Origin of the sequence: Ornithinimicrobium cerasi (genome assembly GCF_003702705.1) — a bacterium.
GTDB lineage: Bacteria > Actinomycetota > Actinomycetes > Actinomycetales > Dermatophilaceae > Ornithinicoccus > Ornithinicoccus cerasi.
The window spans coordinates 122,506-142,542 of sequence record NZ_QZMN01000001.1 but is presented as its reverse complement, the minus strand read 5'-3'; the positions used below and the strand labels follow the sequence as shown (position 1 = coordinate 142,542).

Below are 20,037 nucleotides of genomic sequence, written 5' to 3'. Positions count from 1 at the left end.
AGGCGTGCTCCGACAGTAGTGCCGACCGAGGCCCCCGCGCAGCCTCCGGGCGAGCCCTTCACGGGGTCGCCAACGCGGCCCGCAACCGCGCGGCATACTCCTGCGCCTCGCCCTCGGCGTACTTCGTCCGTGGCCAGAAGAAACCGCGCAGCCCGTCCCCCTTGGTGCGCGGGACCACGTGCACGTGCAGGTGCGCCACGGACTGGCTGACCGTGTTGTTCATCGCGACGAACGACCCCTGCGCGCCGAGCCCGTCCCGCACCGCCGCCGCCACCCCCCTCGCGGCGGAGAACAGGGGCGTCACCTGGTCGTCCGGCAGCTCGGTCAGGGTGAGTATGTGGTCACGCGGCACCACCAGGACGTGCCCCTTGAACACGGGTCGGGTGTCGAGGAAGCCGACCACGCCGTCCGTGTCGAGCACGATCTCGGCCGGCTCGTCTCCGCTCACGATCCGGCAGAACTCGCAGTCCACCGCCTGATGATGGCACGGAGCTCGCCCGGCGCCCTGCCCGACGAGTCCCACGCATGGGGGTACGGGCAGATATCGCGGATCGTCGATCGCGGCTGACTACCGCTCTACTACACACGGTAGGATAGGACCGCAGCCCGGACGCCGATGGTCGGCGGGGCTCCCGCCGACCGCCGCTGGGCCGCGACGTCGAAAGGAAGCGCGATGAAGGCGCTCGTCTACCACGGTCCCGGCACCAAGGCGTGGGAGGACGTCCCTGACCCTGTCCTGCAGGACCCCACGGACGCCATCGTCAAGGTCGAGACCACCACCATCTGCGGCACCGACCTGCACATCCTCAAGGGCGACGTGCCCGCGGTCACCGACGGGCGCATCCTCGGCCACGAGGGCGTCGGTGTCGTCACCGAGGTCGGCGAGGCCTGCACCAAGGTCAAGGTCGGCGACCGCGTGATCATCTCCTGCATCAGCAAGTGCATGGAGTGCGACTACTGCAAGGAGGGGCTGACCTCCCACTGCCAGACCCTCGGCGGCATCGGCTGGATCTTCGGTCACCTCATCGACGGCACCCAGGCGGAGTACGTCCGCGTCCCGTTCGCCGACAACGGCCTCATCCCGCTCCCCGACGGCGTCACCGCCGAGCAGGGCGCGATGCTCTCCGACATCCTCCCGACCGGGTTCGAGATCGGCGTGCAGTACGGCGCGGTCAAGGAGGGCGACGTGGTCGCCGTCATCGGCGCCGGACCGGTCGGCCTCGCCTCCGTCATGACGGCCGCCTCCGCGGGCGCCGCGAAGGTGATCGCGGTGGACGGCAACAAGTTCCGCCTCGAGGCGGCGCGCGACTTCGGCGCGACCGACACCCTCGAGGCCGGCCCCGAGGCGCTCGAGCAGCTGCGCGCGATGGGCCGCGGCGGAGCGGGCGTCGACGTCGCGATCGAGGCGGTCGGTATCCCCGAGACCTTCACCACCTGCCTGGACGCGATCCGCCCCGGCGGCCGCGTGGCCAACGTCGGCGTGCACGGCGCCCCGGTCAGCTTCCCGATCGAGCGCGACTGGATCAACAACATCACGATCACCACCGGCCTGGTCAACGCCACGACGACCGAGCAGCTGCTCGGCGACATCACCGCGGGCAAGATCGCACCGGAGAAGTTCGTCACCCACCGGTTCACCTTCGACCAGTGGGAGGAGGCCTACGACACCTTCTCGCGGGCCGCCGACGAGCACGCGCTCAAGGTGATCGTCACCGCCTGACGGTGACCACGCGGCATACCGTCGCGCATCGTCCACCCGGTCCGCGCGCGTCGTCAGTGGTCACCGATGACGCTGCGCGGCCGGGTCGGCATTCCCTATCGTGGAGCCTCATGGGTCCCAGCCAGCGAAGGGCGGCCGCACGATGCGCATGACCGACCACTCCCCGGGCGACGCACCCGGACCGCGCCGGGGGCCGTGCGACGCGAGCGGGATGATCGAGATCCACCGCATGTACCGCACCTCCTTCGGCGAGGCGCCCAGCCTCGTCCGCGGGGTCGCCGACGGTGACGCCACCCACGCCGACGTGGTGGGCGACCACCTGGGCATGCTCTCGGTCAGCCTCCACGCGCACCACGAGTTCGAGGACGACCGGCTCTGGGACACCCTCGACGAGCGGGCCCCCGCGTGCGCCCTGCACGTGGGGCGGATGAAGGAGCAGCACGCGGCGATGCTCGTCCACCTTCGCGCGCTGGACGCGGCACTCCCGGCCTGGCGGGCGAGCGGACGGGCGAGCGACGGGGCCGCGGTGCTGGAGGCGCTCGACGGCGTCAACGCCGGGCTGGCGGTCCACCTCCCCGACGAGGAGGAGCACATCGTCCCGGCGATGGAGCAGGTCCTCACCCAGCGCGAGATCGACGAGGCGGGCGAGCACGGGCGCCGCGCGACCCCGAGGGGCAAGACCTGGCAGCAGCTCGGCGAGATCCTCGCGGCCCAGCCGGACGGCGGGGACGAGTGGCTGCGCAAGCACCTGCCCGCGCCGGTGCGGCTGGTCTGGCGCTGGGTCGGGCGCCCGAGGTATGCCGCGGGCCGCGCCGCTCTGCGCGCGCCGGGCCCACCCGGGTCCTGACCGTCCGGCCCACCATGTCCCGCGCCGGTGCCGGCGGTCAGGTCGACTCGCCCGGCACCCCGACCGGGCGGGGGCCGCCCAGCCTGGCGATCACCCCGCCACGGCTGTGCACGCCCAGCTTGGCGAACACGGACTTGAGATGGTCCTGGACCGTCCACGGGGAGATGACGAGCGCACGGGCGATCTGCGAGGTGTCGTGACCGGCGACCAGGAGCGAGGCGACCTGGCGCTCGCGGGCGCTGAGGCCGTGAGCTCTGGCGGCGCGGGAGAAGATCTCCCGCTCCGTCCCAGCTCGCAGCGTCACCGCGACCTGGTCGCTCCCGGACACCCGTGCCGCCTCGACCTGGACCCACCCACCGTCGACGGACGGCCCCAGGTGGCGGGCGGTCCGGTCCGCGCCGGTCCGGGCCCGCGACGCCGCCGCGTAGACCGCGGGAGGCAGGATGCCCCACCCGGCGAACAACCGGGCGGCAGGCAGGGCGTCGACCCACCGGCTGGCCGTCGGGGTCGATCCCACGAGCCGCAGGGTGCTGTCGAGCAGCACGACCCCGGCGGGTGTGCCCATCTCGGCGTCGGTCTCGCCCTCGCGGCCACCGTCGGGGGAGGCCTTTTCCGAGCCCTGGTCCCAGGAGGCCGCGGCGCGCCGCCGCATCGCGGCCCCGAGCACCGGCGCCAGCTCGGCGAGCATCCCCAGGTCGGCCGTCGCGAACGGGCCGTCCGCCTGGTCCCGGTAGGCCTCCACCCACCCCCAGCAGCCGTGCCGGTCACGGCAGGCCAGCACCACCACGTCCCCGATGCCGACGGCCCGCAGCACGTCGTCCCACCGGCCCGACCGCGCCAGGTCGCGTCCCGTGAGCCTGCTCAGGCAGACGAGGGACGACCCGGCCCGCGCCGCCTGCTCCTTGGTCGCGACGTCCGACCCGGAGTACTCCCGGTCGAGCACCCGCGGAAGGTGGGGGCCGAAGTCGTGCTCGGCGAGGCCCTGCCCCGGCAAGAGGGTGAGCGGGTCAGCGCTCGGCCAGCACCACCGGTCGAACCCGACGACCCTCTGCAGCTCCGCGACGGTCTCGCGCTGGAGCTCCTCGCTGCTCACCCCGGAGGCGGCGAGGCGCTCGAGCCGCTCGCGGCTGCGCGTCCGTGCACCGACGGTCGCCACCCGTCCAGGGTAGGACAGATCCCAGAGTTCTGGGATGGCTCCGCCCCGCGTGAGCGATCACGCTGAGGAAGGGGCGGCCTGCCCGCCCGGCCGGCCGGGCCCGCCCGGCCGGCAGCCGACCAGGACCAGGGGAGGGCACATGCGAACCACCGTCAGCACACAGCGGCACATCCGGCGGACGGCGAGGAGGACGCACCCGGTCACGCCGGGGCTTCTGCTCCTCGCCTTCCTGGTGGCGGGGTGCCAGAGCGCAGGGTCGGCCGACGACGCCGAGCCGGGGGGCGGCGCCGCGACCACGACCGGGCCCTCCCCGGCCGAGGTCGCGCAGAGCCTCCGGGGCCTCGAGATGCGCCGTCTGCAGGCGCTGGTCGACGCGGACCTGGAGGTGCTGGAGGTCCTTCACGCCGAAGACTTCCGGCTGGTCCCGCCACCCGGGACCCAGCTGGACCGTGACGACTACCTCGGGGCCGTGGCGGCCGGTGACATCGACTACCTGCTCTTCGAGCCGGTGTCGGAGATCGAGGTCACGGTCGACGGTGCGACAGCCGTGCTCACCTACCGCTCGCAGATCCACCTGGACGCCGCGGGCCAGGGCGAGCTCGAGCACGACGCGTGGCACACCTACGTCTACGAGCGCGGGTCCGAGGACTGGCAGGTGGTGTGGGAGCAGGCGACCGCCGTGGGCGGCTTCCCGCCCTGACCAGGACCCCGGCCCGGCCGTGTCCTGGCCCTCGGCCGCGCCAGCCCCGGAAGCCTCAGCCGTGGAGCTCCGTCGCGCCCAGCTGGTCGACCATGAACGCCACCTCGAACGCGGTCTCCTTCCAGGCGTCGTAGCGCCCGGTCTTGCCGCCGTGCCCGGCCACCATCTCGGTCTTGAGCAGGATGGGGCGCTCGGCCGGGTCGTTCGTCACCGTCTCGCGCAGCCGGGCGACCCACTTGGCCGGCTCGACGAAGAACACCCGGGTGTCGTTGAGCCCGGTCGTCGCCAGGATCGCCGGGTATGCCGTCTCGCGGATGTTCTCGTAGGGCGTGTAGCCGCGCATGATCTCGTAGATCTCGGCCGACGCCACGGGGTTGCCCCACTCCTCCCACTCGCCGACCGTCAGCGGCAGCGAGGGGTCGAGGATCGTGGTCAGCGCGTCCACGAAGGGCACGCCGGCGTGCACGACCCGGAACTTCTCCGGCGCCAGGTTGACGACCGCGCCCATGAGCAGGCCGCCGGCCGAGCGACCCTCCGCGGCGAGCCGGTCGGGCGCGACCCAACCGCACGTCACCAGCTCGTCGGCGGCCGCCACGAAGTCGGTGAAGGTGTTGCGCTTGTGCTCCAGGCGACCCTGCTCGTACCAGCCACGCCCCATCTCGCCGCCGCCGCGGACGTGCGCGACGGCATACACGACACCGCGGTCGAGGTAGGAGAGCCGTGACACCGAGAAGTAGGGGTCGATGGAGATCTCGTAGGAGCCGTAGCCGTAGATCAGGCCGGGGTTGGTCCCGTCGGGCGACACCCCGCGGCGCGCCACGAGCGAGATCGGGATGCGCGTCCCGTCCTGCGCGGTCGCCCACAGCCGGTGCTGCTGGTAGTCGGCCGGGTCGTAGCCGCCGAGGACCGGCTGCCGCTTGAGCAGCTCCAGCTCCCCGGAGACGAGGTCCAGCTCGTAGATGCTGCTCGGCGTCACCAGCGACTCGATCACCACGAGCAGCGTGTCGGTGTCGTAGGTCGGGTTGGCGGCCGTCTCGATCGAGTAGACCTCCTCCTCGACCGGCACCTGGTAGCCCTGCCCGACCGGTCGCCCGTCGGCGGACAGCGGCAGGATCTGCAGCTGGGTCAGGCCCTCCCGGCGCAGCGAGAGGGCCAGGTGCCCGGAGAAGGCGTCGACGCCGCTGATGCGCACGCCCTCCTCCCCCGGCACCACGGTGCGCCAGTCGTCGGCCGACGTCGACCCGATCGGGGCGACCGCCAGCTCGAAGTCGCGGTGCCCCTTGTTGTGCACGACCCACAGGTGCTCGGCGGCGGGCTCCACGTCATACTCCACGCCCTCCTCGCGGGGGGCGACGACCCGGAACTCGCCGAGCGGGTCGTGCGCCGGGAGCAGCCGGACCTCGGAGGTGTTCTTGCTGCCGAGGCCGATCATGACCTGGCGGTCGTCGCGCGAGGTGCCGACCCCCATCCAGAAGCGCTCGTCGTCCTCCTGGTAGATGAGGACGTCGGCGTCGGCGGGCGTGCCGACCTCGTGCCGCCAGACCTGGAACGGGCGCCAGGCGTCATCGACGCGGGTGTAGAAGAGGTAGGTGCCGTCGGCGGACCAGGCGCTGCCGTAGCCGATCCCGGTCACCGCCTCGTCGACGACCTCGCCGGTGCCCAGGTCCTTGACCCGCAGGTCGAAGCGCTCGTCGCCGGAGGTGTCGACGGCGTAGGCGAGCAGGTCACCGGCGGGGCTGACGTCGTAGACCCCGAGGGAGAAAAACTCCAGGCCCTGCGCCTCCTTGTTGCCGTCGAGCAGGATCTCCTCCCCCTCGGGCACGCTGCCGGCGTCGAGCACCGGTCGCTCCGGGGAGTCGCCCACCGCGATCCGCGCGTGCACGGCATACTGCTCGCCCTCGATGGTCCGCGTGTAGTGCCACCAGTCGCGGTGCCGGACCGGGACCGAGAGGTCGGTCTCCCGCGTGCGCCCCTTGATCTCCTCGAAGATGCGCGTCCGCAGGCCCTCGAGGTGGCCGGTCATCGCCTCGGTGTAGGCGTTCTCCGCCTCGAGGTGCGCGACGACGTCGGCGTCGGTCTTGTCGCGCAGCCACTCGTAGGAGTCGGTGACCTCCTCGCCGTGGTGGGTGCGGACGATGTCACGCCGCGCGGCGGTGGGCGGGGTCGGTCGGGGGCTGTCGACAGTCACCGGACCAACGCTACCCGCTGGTATGCCGTGCGCGTCACCCGCGGGACCGACGTCGGAGCCGCGACCGCGAGCCGCGCCCGGCACGCCGACGCGGGGCGGTGCAGGCGCACCGCCCCGCGTCGTCCCGTCCTCAGATGCGAGGGGTCCCCAGGTCGTCGGGCTCGACGACGACCACGGTCTCCACCTCGGTCACGACCATGTCGACCTCGGCGTCGGCCTGGGTGTCGACCTCGTCGTGCGTGTCCTTCTTCTTCTTGTTCGCCATCGCGGCCGCGGCGACGGCGGCGACGCCCACACCTGCCGCGGCGGCCTTGCCGGAGATCCCGGCCTTGCCGCTGTCACCCTGCGAGGCGGCCGCGTCGAGGACGTCGGGCGTCCCGACCGGAGCACCCTCGTTGACCGACCCGCGCCAGGCGCCGGTGGCGTAACCCTCGTCCTCGATGAACTTCTTGAAGCGCTCGAGGTCGCCCTCGGCCTGCTTCTCCACGACGTTGAGCTTGTCGCCGATCTTCTCGACGACGCCCTCGGGCTCGTAGGACAGCGACAGGTGCACGGACGTCTGGCCGCCACCGACGTCCTGGAACGTCACGGCGCCGGCGTTGGTCGCACCCTCGGTCGCGGCCCAGGCCACCTTCTGGTCCGGCACCTGCTCGAGGATCCTCGCCTCCCAGCGGCGCTTGACCCCGGCGATCTCGGCCACCCACTCCAGGCGGTCGTCACCCAGCTGGGAGACGCTGGTGACCCCACCCATGAAGTGGGGGAACTCCTCGAACTGGGTCCACTGGTTCTAGACGGTGCTCACGGGCACGTTGACCATGATGGACTTCTCGACGTTCGTCGTCATGACTTCTCCTTCACACCGGCACCACCCCATGACGGGCGGCCGGCTGGTTGGGAACGGGTCCTTCCCACCATCTCCCCGACAGAGTTCAGCCTGCTCGGTGAACGGCGTCGTAGTGTGGACCGTGGCCTCCGGCAGGGCTCCCACCGCTCCCGCACCGCGGGGGCCCAGGGAACGCGTCGTCGAGCTGGTCTCCCGGCTCTCGGAGCTGGGCGCACGCCCGGAAGACACCCGCGACGAGCGCCTGCGGGCGGGCACCCTCATCCTCGCGTCGGTCCTCATCGCGGTGCTCTCGGTGGTCTGGGTGAGCACCTATCTCGTGTTCGGCTACCCCCGCTCCGCGGCCATCCCGGCGCTCTACCAGCTCGTCACCGTGGCGGGGCTCGTCGTCCTCACGCGGACGCGGCGCTTCGACATCTTCCGCCGCACCCAGCTGCTGACGATGCTGGTCCTGCCGGCGCTCCTCCAGGTCTCCCTCGGCGGTTTCGTCGCCTCGAGCGGCATGGTGCTGTGGGGGCTCTTCGTCCCGCTCGCCGCGCTGGCCCTGGTCGGCGTGCGGCACTCGCTGGTGTGGCTGGTCGCCTTCCTCGCCGAGCTCGCGCTCCTCGCGGCGCTGGACCCCTTCTTCCTCGGGTATGCCGCGCAGCTGCCCCGCAACCTCGTGGTCTGGTTCTTCGTCCTCAACGTCCTGGGCGTCACCCTGAGCGCCTACGTGATGCTCGCCTACTTCGTGGAGCAGCGTGCCCGGGCCCACCGCGCCCTCGAGGTCGAGCGGGAACGGTCGGAGCGGTTGCTGCTCAACGTGCTGCCGCAGCCGATCGCCGACCGGCTCAAGGGCGGCACCGGGGTGATCGCCGAACGGCACGGGAGCGCCACCGTGCTCTTCGCCGACCTGGTCGGCTTCACCGAGCACGCGCTGGTCATGGCGCCTGAGGCCCTGGTCGCTCTCCTCGACCGCATCTTCACCCAGTTCGACCGCCGCGCCGACGAGGAGGGCCTGGAGAAGATCAAGACCATCGGGGACGCCTACATGGTCGCGGGCGGGGTGCCGGAGCCCCGGTCCGGGCACGTCGCGGCGGTCGCCAGGATGGCGCTGGCCATGAGGGCGGACATCGCGACCCTCTGCGCCGAGACCGGGGAGACCTGGCTCCAGGTCCGGATCGGGATCGACACCGGTCCGGTGGTGGCCGGGGTGATCGGCCGCCGCAAGTTCGCCTACGACCTGTGGGGCGACACCGTCAACACCGCCAGCCGCATGCAGTCGTCCGCGCTGCCGGGAGACATCCAGGTCACCCCGCGGGTCGCGGCCGCCCTGGACGACAGCTTCGTCGTGCAGTCCAGGGGCACCTCGCAGGTGAGGGGGAAGGGTCTGATGAAGACCTTCGTGCTCGTCGCCGCCCGACCACACCCTTCCGAGACGTGAGCCTCAACCGGCGATGCAGGCCGGCCCGAGCAGCGCCTTCAGCTCGCTGAACAGCTCGGGCGACGCAGCCACCCGCAGCGTCTCGTCGAGCCGCAGCATCACGGTCCGGCCCGGCTGGGTGAGCTTGACGTGCACCTCGGTGCCGCCCGGGTGGTTGGCCAGCACGCCCTTGAGCTTGTGCGCGAGCCCGTCGGTCGCCCGGGTCAGCGGCATCGTCAGGACGACCGGCCCCCGCGGGCCCTGCCTGATGTCCGGCAGCATCAGCTCGTTGGCCAGGAGCTCGGCACCGTCGTCGCCCTTCTTCAGCCGCCCCTTGATGACGGCGACCGTGTCCTCGGCGAGCATCGTCGAGATCGTCATGTAGGTCTTCGGCCAGAACACGACGTCCACCGACCCGGCCATGTCCTGCACCGACAGCCGCGCGTAGGGGTCGCCGTTCTTGGTCCGCTTCAGCTGCAGGTTGGTCATCAGACCCGCCACGGTCACGAAGTCCCCGTCCTTCGCGCCGTCCTCGGCGACGAGCTCCAGGATCGAGGCGCTCGCGTGCTGGGACAGGATGTGCTCGATCCCGTTGAGCGGGTGGTCGGACACGTAGAGCCCGAGCATCTCGCGCTCGAACGCCAGCCGCGCGGTCTTCTCCCACTCGATGTCCGGCACCGGCGGCAGCGTGACGATCTGCATCGCCTCCCCCGGGCCGTCCTCGTCGCCGAAGCCGAACCCGGAGAAGAGACTGTCCTGACCGATGGCCTCCTGCTTCTTCTCGTCGACGAGAGCGTCGACATACCTCTCGTGGACGCTGACGAGCCCCTGGCGCGTGTGGCCCAGGCTGTCGAACGCGCCCGCCTTGACGAGCGACTCGATGGTGCGCTTGTTGCAGACGACCGCGGGGCACTTGCGCAGGAAGTCCTCGAACGAGGTGAACGCGCCCTTCTCCTCACGCGCGCCGGCGACCGCCGCGACCACGTTGTGCCCGACGTTGCGCACCGCCGACAGCCCGAAGCGGATGTCGTCACCGACCGCGGCGAAGTTGGCGATCGAGGCGTTGACGTCCGGCGGCAGCACCGCGATGCCCATCCGCCGGCACTCGGCGAGGTAGAGCGCGGTCTTGTCCTTGTCGTCGCCGACGCTCGTCAGGAGGGCAGCCATGTACTCCGCGGGGTAGTTGGCCTTGAGATATCCGGTCCAGTAGGAGATCAGCCCGTAGGCCGCGGTGTGCGCCTTGTTGAACGCGTAGTCCGAGAACGGCACGAGCACGCCCCACAGCGAGGCGATCGACTCCTCGTTGTAGCCCTTGGCCTTCATACCGTCGGAGAAGGGGATGTACTCGGCGTCGAGCACCTCCTTCTTCTTCTTGCCCATCGCGCGGCGGAGGAGGTCCGCGCTGCCCAGCGTGTAGCCCGCCAGCTTCTGCGCGATCTCCATGACCTGCTCCTGGTAGATGCAGTTCGAGAGCACCAGGCCGTCGGCGACGAAGTTGTGGACGTCGTCCACGGTGATGTCGTAGACCGGTTCGGCCTCGCCGACGCTGATCTCCTCAACCGTCTCCCAGTCGAGCGCCGCATAGGGACGATCCCCCTCCTCGGGGTATGCCGCGTGCGTCGCCTCCCCCTCACCCGGCACCTGGCCGATCGAGTCGTCCCCCTCGACCAGCTCGCCGGCGGGCACCCAGCCCCGCGGGGTCAGGACCTTGTGGTCAGCTGACAGCCGCAGCTCCTGGCCAGACGCGGTGCGCACGGTGAGCACCGGCTTGGGCGGCATCTGCCACCAGTGCGTCACCTGACGCCGCACGACCTTGCCGCGCTCGTCGACGCCGAACGTGAAGAACCCCTCGGTCACCCGCTTCTCGAGCTCGTCGATGCGCACCCGCTCGCCCGTGTCGGCGTCGGTGACCAAGGTGTCGCCGGCCACGCAGAGCCCGTATGTCGTGCCCAGGATCGGCTCGAGAGCCTCGATCATCTGCGGCTGCAGCTTGCCCTTGAGCTGGGGGTCGAGGGGGACGATCTCCTGTTGACCGTTCTTGCGCAGCGCGAAGTTGGTGTGCGCGTTGACGCCCATCGGGCCGGGGCGGTAGAGCGCGAGCGCCGCGGAGATGTCCTCGAAGTTGTCCGGCCGCATCAGCCGCAGGAGCTGGCGCATCCCGTTGCCGTCGAGCTGGAACACGCCGAGGGTGTCACCGCGCCCAAGCAGCTCGTAGGTCTTCGGGTCGCTCATGTCCTTCGACAGCGCGTCGAGGTCGATCTCCTCGCCCCGGTTGTCGCGGATGTTGTCGATCGCGTCGTCGAGGACGGTGAGGTTGCGCAACCCCAGGAAGTCCATCTTGACCAGCCCCAGCGTCTCGCACGAGGGGTAGTCGAACTGGGTGATGATCTGGCCGTCCTGCTCGCGGCGCATGATCGGGATGAGGTCGATCAGCGGCTCGCTGCTCATGATGACGCCGGCCGCGTGCACGCTCCACTGCCGCTTCAGCCCCTCCAGGCCGCGCGCAGTCTCGAACACCTCCATCGCGTGCGCGTCCTCAGCCAGCACGTCGCGGAACTCGCCGGCCTCGCCATACCTCTTGTGGTCGGGGTCAAAGACCCCGGACAGCGGCAGGCCCTTGCCCATGACGTCCGGCGGCATCGCCTTGGTGAGCTTCTCCCCCATCGCGAACGGGTAGCCCATCACCCGTGAGGCGTCCTTGAGCGCCTGCTTGGCCTTGATCGTGCCGTAGGTGACGATCATCGCGACCCGCTCGTCGCCGTACTTCTCGGTGACGTAGCGGATCACCTCGGCGCGGCGCCGGTCGTCGAAGTCGACGTCGAAGTCCGGCATCGACATGCGCTCAGGGTTGAGGAAACGCTCGAAGATCAGCCCGTGCGGGATCGGGTCGAGATCGGTGATCCCCATCGCGTAGGCGCACATCGAGCCGGCGCCCGACCCGCGCCCCGGCCCGACCCGGATCCCGTTCTTCTTCGCCCAATTGATGAAGTCGGCCACGACGAGAAAGTACGCACAGTAGCCCTTCTCGGAGATGACCTGCGTCTCATACGCCGCCTGCTTGCTCGCGTAGTCCGGCACCCCCTCAGGGAAGCGGCGGCGCAGGCCGCTCTCGACCTCCTTGACGAACCAGCTGACGTCGTCCTCGCCCTCCGGGACGGGGAACTTGGGCATGTAGCGCCCCTCCCCCTCCGTGAACGACACCTCGCACCGCTCGGCGACGAGCAGCGTGTTGTCGCACGCCTCGGGCAGCTCGCGCCAGATGTGGCGCATCTCCTCGGCGGTCTTGAGGTAGTAGCCGTCGCCGTCGAACCTGAACCGGTTGGGGTCCTGCAGGGTCGAGCCGGACTGCACGCACAGCAGCGCGGCGTGCGCGGTCGCGTCGGCCTGCCGGGTGTAGTGCAGGTCGTTGGTCGCCAGCAGCGGCAGGTCGAGCTCGCGCGCCAGCTTGAGGAGGTCGGTGCGGGTCCGGCGCTCGATGTCGATGCCGTGGTCCATGAGCTCGCAGTAGACGTTGCCCGCCCCGAAGATGTCCTTGAGGTCGGAGGCCCACTGCATCGCCGCGTCCCACTGCCCCAGCCGCAGCCGGGTCTGCACCTCGCTCGAGGGGCAGCCGGTGGTGACGATCATCCCCTCGCCGTACTGCTCGAGCAGCTCGCGGTCCATGCGCGGCTTGAAGTAGTAGCCCTCCATCGAGGCCAACGAGGACATCCGGAAGAGGTTGTGCATCCCGTTGTTGTTGCGGGCCAGCATCGTCATGTGGGTGTAGGCGCCACCTCCGGAGACGTCGTCCCGCCCCCCGTCGCCGTACTTCACCCGCGTCCGGTCGGTCCGGTGCGTGCCCGGGGTCAGGTAGGCCTCGAGCCCGATGATCGGCTTGACCCCGTGCTTGCGCCCGGCCTTCCAGAACTCGTAGGCGCCGAAGATGTAGCCGTGGTCGGTCGTCGCGATCGCCGGCATCCCCAGCTCGGCGGCGCTCGCCATCAGCTCGTCGATCCTCGCGGCCCCGTCGAGCATGGAGTACTCGGTGTGGTTGTGGAGGTGGACGAAGTTCTGCTCGGGACCGGGGCTGGGGGCGGTGGACATCGGGTCGATCCTAGATCGACCCACCGACAGGTATGCCGCGCCTCTCGCGTCCCCCCACGGTCGCCGCGCTGACCTGCAGCTCAGCCCTCGCGCTGCACCAGACCGTGCTCGTAGGCGAACACCACCGCCTGCACCCGGTCCCGCAGCCCGAGCTTGGCGAGCACCCTCCCGACGTGCGTCTTGACCGTCGCCTCGCCGAGCACGAGCGCCCCGGCGATCTCGGCGTTGGACAGGCCACGGCCCATCAGGCCGAGCACCTCGCGCTCGCGCGCGGTGAGCAGCGCCAGCGCGGCGGGCGGTTGTACCGGCGCCTCGGTCGCCGAGACGAGAGCCTCGATGACGCCACGGGTGACGAGCGGGTCGAGCAGCGCGTCACCGCTCGCCGCGACCCGCACCGCCTCGGCGAGCCGCTCGGGCGGCGCCACCTTGAGCACGAACCCGCTGGCCCCGATCCGCAGCGCCTCCCGCACCAGCGTGTCGTCGTTGAAGGTCGTCACGACGACGACCCGCGTCCCCGGGCACTCACGCAGCACGGCGCGCGTGGCTCCGAGACCGTCGAGCCGCGGCATCCGCAGGTCCATGAGGACGACGTCGGGACGCAGCCGCCGGGCCGCCTCCACCGCGACGAAACCGTCGTAGGCCTCGCCGACGACCTCGATGTCCGGCTCGGGCTCCAGGACCAGACGCAGCCCGGCGCGCACGAGGGCCTCGTCGTCGGCGAGGAGGACCCGGATGCTCACGCGTCCTCCTCGACCGGCAGCGTCGCCCGCACCCGGAACCCGGCGGGGGTCGGGCCTGCCTCGACCCGCCCGCCGTGCAGCGCCACCCGCTCCCTGATCCCCGCCAGACCCAGCCCCGTGCTCGCCCCGTCCCCCGGGCCGGCCGCCCTGCCGTCGTCCTGCACGAGGACCTCCACGTCCGCGGGCCGGTAGGTCACACTGACCCGGGTCCGCGCGCCTCCGCCGTGCTTGAGCACGTTGGTCAGCGCCTCCTGCACGACGCGGTAGGCAGCCAGCTCCGCCCCCGGCGAGAGCTGCGCCTCCTCCCCGTCGACAGCCAGGTCCACCGGGACGCCGGCGGCGGCCACCCTGGCGACGAGCTGCGGCAGGTCGGCCAGGCGCGGCTGCGGGCTGGTCACCCCGGACGTCGCCGGCTCGTCGTCGGTCCGGAGGACACCGAGTATGCGGTGCAGCTCACCCACCGCCTCCCTGCCCAGCCGTTCCACCTCCAGCAGCGCGTCCCGCTCCTCCTGACGCTCCGGGTCGTCGTCCAGGCGTCGCCGGACCCCGCCGGCGTGCAGCGTCATGACGCTGACCAGGTGAGCGACGCTGTCGTGCAGCTCGCGGGCGACCCTCATCCGCTCCCCCTGGACCGCCTCCCGGGTCCGCTGCTCCTGCTGCGTCGCCAGCTCGTCGGCCAGCGAGCTGAGCCGGGCGCTGCGCCGCGACTCACCCCGCAGCAGCCTCCCCGCCGTCCACGCGGCGGCGCAGGCCATGAGCGCGACGACGACGTCCCACGGCCGCCCGACGAAGGCGCTCCCGACGACGAAGAGCGTCGCCGACCCCAGCACCGCCGCCAGGCTCACCCGGTCGGGCACGTACCGCCCCACGCTCGCGAGGGCCAGGAGGAACGCGACGACCAGGGTGCCGGTGAGCGTCATACCGAGGGCGGCGACGTGCGCCAGGACGACGAGCACGACGGTGACGAGAAGGCACGCGAGCGGGCGGGTCGTCCTCAGCAGCATGGCTGCGGCACCGAAGAGGGACAGCCCGACCGCGGCTGCCGGACGGGCGGGGTCGAGGTCGGTCAGGGCGAGCTCGAGCAGGCCGCCCACCGCGAGCAGCAGGGCCAACGCCACATCGGGACGGACCGGACGCACGTCCCGACGCTAGCGGAGGCGGGACCCGGAGGGGTCCCCACCGAGGATGACCCTGCCGGGGGGAGGTCCGTCGCGCGGCGGACGGCCTACCCGGCAGGACCAGCACGGCGGTGGACGACGCGGACCCTGCGCCGTCCCGAGACTGGGGGGACCATCCACGACGAAGGAGCAGCCATGAGCAGCGCGACGATCCGCACCCTCGGAGCCCTGGTCGCGACCGGTGGCGTCCTGTGGGGGGTGAGCTGGATCCTCAGCCCGTCCCGGGAGGGCGCCAACAGCCAGGTGGAGATCTGGGCCAGCGCGGTGTTCCAGCTCGGGCTGCTCGCACTTCTGGCCGTCATGTGGGTCACGCGGGCCACCGGCACCGGGCGCGCGGCGCGGGGCCTCCTCGCCGCCGAGACCGTGGCCGTGGTCCTCGCGATCGCCTGGACGGTGCCCTACCTCGTCGACGCCAACCGGCCGACCACCGGCCTGCTCGTGGTGCTCGACGCGTTCTGGCCGCTGAGCATGGCCGGGCTGGTCGTCGTCGGGATCGTGGTCGTGGTGGCCCACCAGTGGCCCTCGCCGCTGCGCTGGCTCCCGCTCGCCGCCTCGCTGCTCATCCCCGTCGACATCGCGGTGGCGGCCTCCGGCGCGTCCGACCAGGTGCGCGACCTCGTGATGGGCCTCTACCTCGCCGTGGCCTACGGGACCCTCGGCCTGACCCTGGCGCGGACAGCGCCCCTCCTCGTGTCGCCCACGGGATTCCCCGCGGACCGGTCGACGCAGACCAGCACCGTCGCCTGAGCGCCGGCCGGCCGAGGAGCGCCGGTGCCCGCGGCAACCCTCCGTGCGTTACCTTGCGGAGGTGGCCAAGCACGACCGACCCAACCTTGACCGGCGACCACTGTCGCCCCTGCTCATCGTGGGTGCGTTGGTACTTCTGCTGGCGGTGGCCCTTGGCGTGTGGGCGCTGACGCGCGGGGGCGGGGAGGACGATCTGGCGGCCGATCCGACGGGCCCCTCCGACGGGGCTGCCGCGACCACGGACGGCGACGACACCGGGAGCACCGCGACGGCGTCCCCGGCCGACTGCTCGCCGGTGACGGTCTGGGCCGCCCCGGAGATCCTGCCGGTGGTGCAGGGTGCCGCGGACCGCGCGACCGACGACTGCTTCACGTTCACCGTCGAGGAGCGGGAGACGGCGACCGCGCTCAACACCCTGCGCGGCGGAGACGTGCCCGACGCCTGGGTCCCCGGATCCACCTCCTGGCCCCAGCTCGCCGCCCAGGAGGGCATCGACCTGGAGATCGGGCCGGTCATCGCCTCGTCGCCGGTCGTGCTGGCGACGGCACCGGGCACGGTTGACACCCTTGCCCAGCTCGGCATCGGCGCCGACGTCACCTTCGCCGACGTCACGAGCACCTACCGCGAGCTCGCCGCGGGTGGGGACGCTCCCGTCACCCTGCGGACGGGTGACCCCCGGGTCGACGCGGCCACGATGTCCCTGCTTGCCGGCACCAGCGAGGAGCCCGGCGGTTGGGCCGAGGACATCCCGGAGTCACGTGAGGTCCTCGTGCGGCTCGCGCAGACCGCGGTGCAGGGAGACCCCCTCTCAGCCGTCCAGTCCGAGCCCACCACGCTCGTCCCTGCCACCGAGCAGCAGCTGTCCCAGGCGGTGCAGGACGGTGCGGACCTGACGGCAGTCCCGCTCGCCGGTGACGCGAGCATCGTCCAGCTGCCGCTCGTGCGCCTGGCCGGCGGCGGCTCTGCCGACGCGGTCGACGCGCTCCAGGAGCAGCTCCTCTCGCCCGACGTCTCGGGCGAGCTCACTGCGCTCGGCCTCCGCGCCGGCGCCGACGGCGCGGCGCCCGACGTGCCCGCGCTCCCGACAATCTGACCGTCGCGGCCAGTGCTCCAGAGGCGGAGGCCGTCGCGACGACGGCCGAGACCTGGGCCGCCGTCGCGCCCCAGTCCCGGATCCTGACGGTGGTCGACATCTCCGGCTCGATGGAGGCGGAGATCGAGGGCACGACGCGCATCGACCTCGCCCGCAGCGCCGTGCAGGCGGCCCTGGCCGTGATCCCCGACCAGACAGCCATCGGCCTGTGGTACTTCTCGACGGCCCTGGAAGGCGCGGCGGACCACGCTGAGCAGGTGCCCCTGCGCGAGCTCGGTAAGGACGCGGGGGACGGTCGCTCTCAGCGGGAGGTTCTCCTCGAGGTGACCGACGAACTGGGCCTGCAGACGCTCACCGGCGACACCGGCCTGCACGACTCGCTCTGGACGGCGTACGAGTACATGAGCGACCAGCAGACCCCCGACACCATCAGCTCGGTGCTGCTGCTCACCGACGGCATCAACGACGACTCGACCGGCGGACTCACCGAGGACGAGGTCGCCTCGCTGCTCGAGCAGGGCCGTCAGTCCAGCGACTCCCCGGTCACCGTCGTGCTCATCGGCATGGGGCCCGACGTCGACGAGGCGGCGCTGGAGCGGCTGGCGGAGGCCGCGGGCGGCGAGTCGTTCGTCCTGCGGGACGCCCTGGAGCTGCCCCAGGTCTTCGTGGACATCGTGGCCCGCCGCGCGCCGTAGGCAGGGCGGTCAGAAGTCCCCGAAGCCCCCGAAGTCACCGCCGCCGAAGTCACCGCCACCCAGGTCTCCGCCGAAGTCCCCTCCGCCCTCGCCACCCATATCGCCACCGGGCTCTGCACCCGGGTCACCCTCACCACCGCCCGCGTCCTCGTACCCACCCCCGTCGGCGCTCGCCTCACCGACGCCCTCCGCCTCCGGCGACGCGTCGTAGCCGCCGAACAAGGACTGGGCGATGGCGCTGCCGACGACCACGCCGGCGATCGTGCCCATCATCGACCCGGCCATCATCGAACCCATGCCCGGGCCGGCGAAGGCCCCCTGCAGGTATCCGGGCTGACGCATCTCCGCACGGGTCGCGGCGCGGGCGAGGTCCTGCGGGTCCTCCGATCGAGGTGCCTCCCCCGCGGGCAGGTCCCGGCTCAGCTGCTCCAGGAGCTGCTGGCGCTGCTGGGGCGACAGCTGGGCGAACGCTTCCGCATGCACCTCCTCCAGCCGCTCAGGCGGGGCGGTGCGCAGCAGGTACTTGTACCGGGCAACGGCGCGCTCGTCCTCCGAGGCGACCGCGTCGCCCCCGGGGCGCATCCGGTGCTGCTGACCCGGCACGGTCGGTGGCTCCCAGCCACCGGTGGCACGGGGCGGTTGCTGCTGCGGCTGGCGTCCGAGAAGTCGGTCGAGGAATCCCATGGCACGAACCTACGCCGATTGAGGCCGGTTCTGCTCTAGCCGCGGACGCGCTCCAGCGCTAGCTCGAGGTCATCTGGATAGGGGGAGTCGAACTCGACGTGCTCACCGCTGCCCGGGTGATCGAAGCCGAGCTTCACGGCGTGCAGCCACTGTCGCTCGAGGCCAAGCCGCTTGGCCACCGTCGGATCAGCGCCGTAGGTGAGGTCCCCGACGCACGGGTGGTTCAGCGCGGCGAAGTGCACCCGGATCTGGTGGGTGCGGCCGGTCTCCAGATGGATCTCCAGCAGGCTCGCCGACCGGTGCGCCTCGATCAGCTCGTAGTGGGTGATGCTCGGCCGGCCGTCCTTGCGCACGGCGAAGCGGTAGTCGTGCCCCGTGTGCCGACCGATCGGCGCGTCGATGGTGCCCTCGTGCGGGTCCGGAAGACCCTGCACGAGCGCGTGGTAGGTCTTGTCGACCGACCGGTCCCGGAACGCCTGCTTGAGGACGGTGTATGCCCTCTCGGACTTCGCGATCACCATGAGCCCACTCGTTCCCACGTCGAGGCGCTGCACGATCCCCTGCCGCTCCGGCGCCCCCGACGTCGAGATCCGGTAGCCGGCCGCGGCCAGCCCGCCGACCACGGTCGGGCCCGACCACCCCACGCTCGGGTGCGCGGCCACGAACGCCGGCTTGTCCACCACGACCATCTCGCTGTCGTCGTGGACGATCCGCATCCCCTCGACCGGCTCGGCGACGACCTCCAGGCCCGGAGGTGGACCCACCGGCGGCAGGAGGACGTCGAGCCACGACCCGCCCAGCACCCGGTCAGACTTCCCGACCAACCGTCCGTCCACCTGGACGTGCCCCGCGGCCGCCAGGTCCGCAGCCTTTGACCGGGACAACCCCAGGAGCCGCGCGAGGGCCGCGTCGACGCGCTCCCCGTCCAGCCCCTCGGGGATCGTGAACGCCCGTGACTCGCTCACCGGTCCTGCTCCTCGCGGGTGCCGTCCAACCGGTAACCCCGCAGCGCGAGCAGGGCGATGAGCACGGCGGCGCTCGTCACGCCGATGTCGGCCACGTTGAAGATCGCGAAGTTCGGCAGCCTGATGAAGTCGACGACGTGACCGAAGGCCGGTCCCGGCTCCCGCAGGTAACGGTCCACCAGGTTGCCCACCGCTCCCCCGAGGAGCAGCCCGAGCGCGAGGGCCCACACGAGGCTGCGCACCCGGAACGCCTGCCAGAACACCACGACCGAGATGAGGGTGGCGACCACGGTCAGCACGGGGGTGATCGACGTCCCCAGCGAGAAGGCCGCACCCGAGTTGTAGATGAGGTGCCAGCGCAGCAGGTCACCGATCACCTGCACCGGCTCCCCCTGCACGAGGGTGCGCTCGGCCCACAGCTTGGTCACCTGGTCCAGCGCCACCCAGCCGGCGGCGAGGGCGAGGACCACGGCGGTCCGCCGGCGCGGTCGGGTCTCGGGTCGGGCGTCTGTCAGCGGCGTTCCTGCTTCTGCTTGCATGTCATGCATAGGGTCGCACGCGGGAACGCCTGCAGCCGCATCTTGCCGATGGCCGTGCCGCACGACTCGCAGTCGCCGTAGGTGCCCTGGTCGATCCGCTCGAGCGCGTGCCGCGTCTGGTCCAGCAGGGCCTTCGCGTTGTTGGTCAGCGACAGCTCGTGCTCCCGCTCCCAGGTCGCGGCCCCTGCGTCGGCCTGGTCGTCACCGGCCCCATCACCGAAGCTGCGCATCAGCTCCACGAGGTCGTGCTCGGCCTCGTCGACCTCGGCCGCGAGCCGCTGCTCCTCGACCTGCAGCCCGGCCCGCACCTCGGCGAGCTCCTCGGCCGTCCACCGCTCCTCCCCCTCGCGCACGCTGAGCTGCTCGTGCACGGTCGAGTCGGCGTCCTTCTTGGTCCTGGACACTCCACGCCCTTCGAAGTAAGGCGCCCGCCGGGTCAGCCGACCGTGGCGGGCATGG

General features: G+C 71.7%; 18 protein-coding genes. 7 read left to right on the top strand and 11 right to left on the bottom strand.

Translation table 11 applies throughout. From position 1 onward, the window contains the following. Positions 1-58 precede the first annotated feature (58 nt). Positions 59-472, bottom strand: coding sequence for an HIT family protein (locus D4B81_RS00680; protein WP_122260619.1), 414 nt, complete (start codon positions 470-472; stop codon positions 59-61). 201 nt (positions 473-673) lie between these two features. Between D4B81_RS00680 and D4B81_RS00675 the strand changes: the two genes are divergently transcribed. Both D4B81_RS00675 and D4B81_RS00670 read left to right on the top strand, forming a co-directional pair. Continuing rightward, positions 674-1,720 (top strand): zinc-dependent alcohol dehydrogenase family protein, encoded by a 1,047-nt coding sequence (locus D4B81_RS00675; protein WP_122260618.1) that lies wholly within the window; start codon positions 674-676, stop codon positions 1,718-1,720. 148 nt (positions 1,721-1,868) lie between these two features. Beyond that, entirely contained in the window at positions 1,869-2,567 is a 699-nt protein-coding gene (locus D4B81_RS00670; protein WP_122260617.1) for a hemerythrin domain-containing protein, read from the top strand. A gap of 37 nt (positions 2,568-2,604) precedes the next feature. Here the strand turns inward: D4B81_RS00670 and D4B81_RS00665 are convergent, their stop codons facing one another. Further along, complete coding sequence (locus tag D4B81_RS00665; RefSeq protein WP_122260616.1) at positions 2,605-3,723, bottom strand: helix-turn-helix transcriptional regulator; 1,119 nt, start codon at positions 3,721-3,723, stop codon at positions 2,605-2,607. 139 nt (positions 3,724-3,862) lie between these two features. On the opposite strand from D4B81_RS00665, the gene D4B81_RS00660 reads away from it, so the two are divergent. Further along, positions 3,863-4,423, top strand: a complete 561-nt coding sequence (locus D4B81_RS00660) for a nuclear transport factor 2 family protein (protein ID WP_161964938.1) — start codon at positions 3,863-3,865, stop codon at positions 4,421-4,423. Positions 4,424-4,478: 55 nt separating this feature from the next. On the opposite strand, the gene D4B81_RS00655 is transcribed toward D4B81_RS00660, so the two are convergent. Continuing rightward, entirely contained in the window at positions 4,479-6,611 is a 2,133-nt protein-coding gene (locus tag D4B81_RS00655; RefSeq protein WP_122260614.1) for a S9 family peptidase, read from the bottom strand. A gap of 130 nt (positions 6,612-6,741) precedes the next feature. Beyond that, entirely contained in the window at positions 6,742-7,362 is a 621-nt protein-coding gene (locus D4B81_RS00650) for an SRPBCC family protein (RefSeq protein WP_419866222.1), read from the bottom strand. A gap of 190 nt (positions 7,363-7,552) precedes the next feature. Here D4B81_RS00650 and D4B81_RS00645 point away from each other — a divergent pair, with 190 nt between their 5' ends. Then, positions 7,553-8,875: an adenylate/guanylate cyclase domain-containing protein gene (locus D4B81_RS00645; protein ID WP_161964937.1), complete on the top strand. Its 1,323-nt coding sequence runs from the start codon at positions 7,553-7,555 to the stop codon at positions 8,873-8,875. A gap of 3 nt (positions 8,876-8,878) precedes the next feature. On the opposite strand, the gene dnaE is transcribed toward D4B81_RS00645, so the two are convergent. From dnaE to D4B81_RS00630, 3 genes are all read right to left on the bottom strand, one after another. Continuing rightward, on the bottom strand, positions 8,879-12,937 hold the full coding sequence (gene dnaE, locus D4B81_RS00640) for a DNA polymerase III subunit alpha (RefSeq protein ID WP_122260612.1): 4,059 nt from the start codon (positions 12,935-12,937) through the stop codon (positions 8,879-8,881). A gap of 80 nt (positions 12,938-13,017) precedes the next feature. Then, positions 13,018-13,677 carry a response regulator gene (locus tag D4B81_RS00635; protein ID WP_122260611.1) on the bottom strand — a complete coding sequence of 220 codons (660 nt, stop codon included), beginning with the start codon at positions 13,675-13,677 and terminating at the stop codon, positions 13,018-13,020. Next, entirely contained in the window at positions 13,674-14,816 is a 1,143-nt protein-coding gene (locus tag D4B81_RS00630; protein ID WP_161964936.1) for a sensor histidine kinase, read from the bottom strand. Before D4B81_RS00630 ends, D4B81_RS00635 begins: the two co-directional genes overlap by 4 nt. 174 nt (positions 14,817-14,990) lie before the next feature. Here D4B81_RS00630 and D4B81_RS00625 point away from each other — a divergent pair, with 174 nt between their 5' ends. The 3 genes from D4B81_RS00625 (at position 14,991) to D4B81_RS00615 (ending at position 17,390) form a co-directional block, all read left to right on the top strand. After that, positions 14,991-15,602 (top strand): hypothetical protein, encoded by a 612-nt coding sequence (locus tag D4B81_RS00625; protein ID WP_122260609.1) that lies wholly within the window; start codon positions 14,991-14,993, stop codon positions 15,600-15,602. Positions 15,603-15,663: 61 nt separating this feature from the next. Then, positions 15,664-16,695 carry a substrate-binding domain-containing protein gene (locus D4B81_RS00620; protein ID WP_161964935.1) on the top strand — a complete coding sequence of 344 codons (1,032 nt, stop codon included), beginning with the start codon at positions 15,664-15,666 and terminating at the stop codon, positions 16,693-16,695. An 89-nt stretch (positions 16,696-16,784) separates the two neighbouring features. Next, on the top strand, positions 16,785-17,390 hold the full coding sequence (locus D4B81_RS00615) for a VWA domain-containing protein (protein WP_122260607.1): 606 nt from the start codon (positions 16,785-16,787) through the stop codon (positions 17,388-17,390). Between the two features lie 9 nt (positions 17,391-17,399). On the opposite strand, the gene D4B81_RS00610 is transcribed toward D4B81_RS00615, so the two are convergent. The 4 genes from D4B81_RS00610 to D4B81_RS00595 are packed head-to-tail and all read right to left on the bottom strand — an operon-like array spanning position 17,400 to position 19,982. Then, positions 17,400-18,074, bottom strand: a complete 675-nt coding sequence (locus D4B81_RS00610; RefSeq protein WP_122260606.1) for a hypothetical protein — start codon at positions 18,072-18,074, stop codon at positions 17,400-17,402. Between the two features lie 35 nt (positions 18,075-18,109). Beyond that, positions 18,110-19,039, bottom strand: coding sequence for an RluA family pseudouridine synthase (locus D4B81_RS00605; protein ID WP_122260605.1), 930 nt, complete (start codon positions 19,037-19,039; stop codon positions 18,110-18,112). Next, positions 19,036-19,578 (bottom strand): signal peptidase II, encoded by a 543-nt coding sequence (gene lspA, locus D4B81_RS00600; RefSeq protein WP_122260604.1) that lies wholly within the window; start codon positions 19,576-19,578, stop codon positions 19,036-19,038. The genes D4B81_RS00605 and lspA overlap by 4 nt, the downstream gene beginning before the upstream one ends. Continuing rightward, the gene (locus D4B81_RS00595; RefSeq protein WP_220388042.1) at positions 19,551-19,982 is read right to left on the bottom strand and encodes a TraR/DksA family transcriptional regulator; all 432 of its coding nucleotides are present in this window, start codon (positions 19,980-19,982) and stop codon (positions 19,551-19,553) included. Before D4B81_RS00595 ends, lspA begins: the two co-directional genes overlap by 28 nt. Positions 19,983-20,037 lie beyond the last annotated feature (55 nt).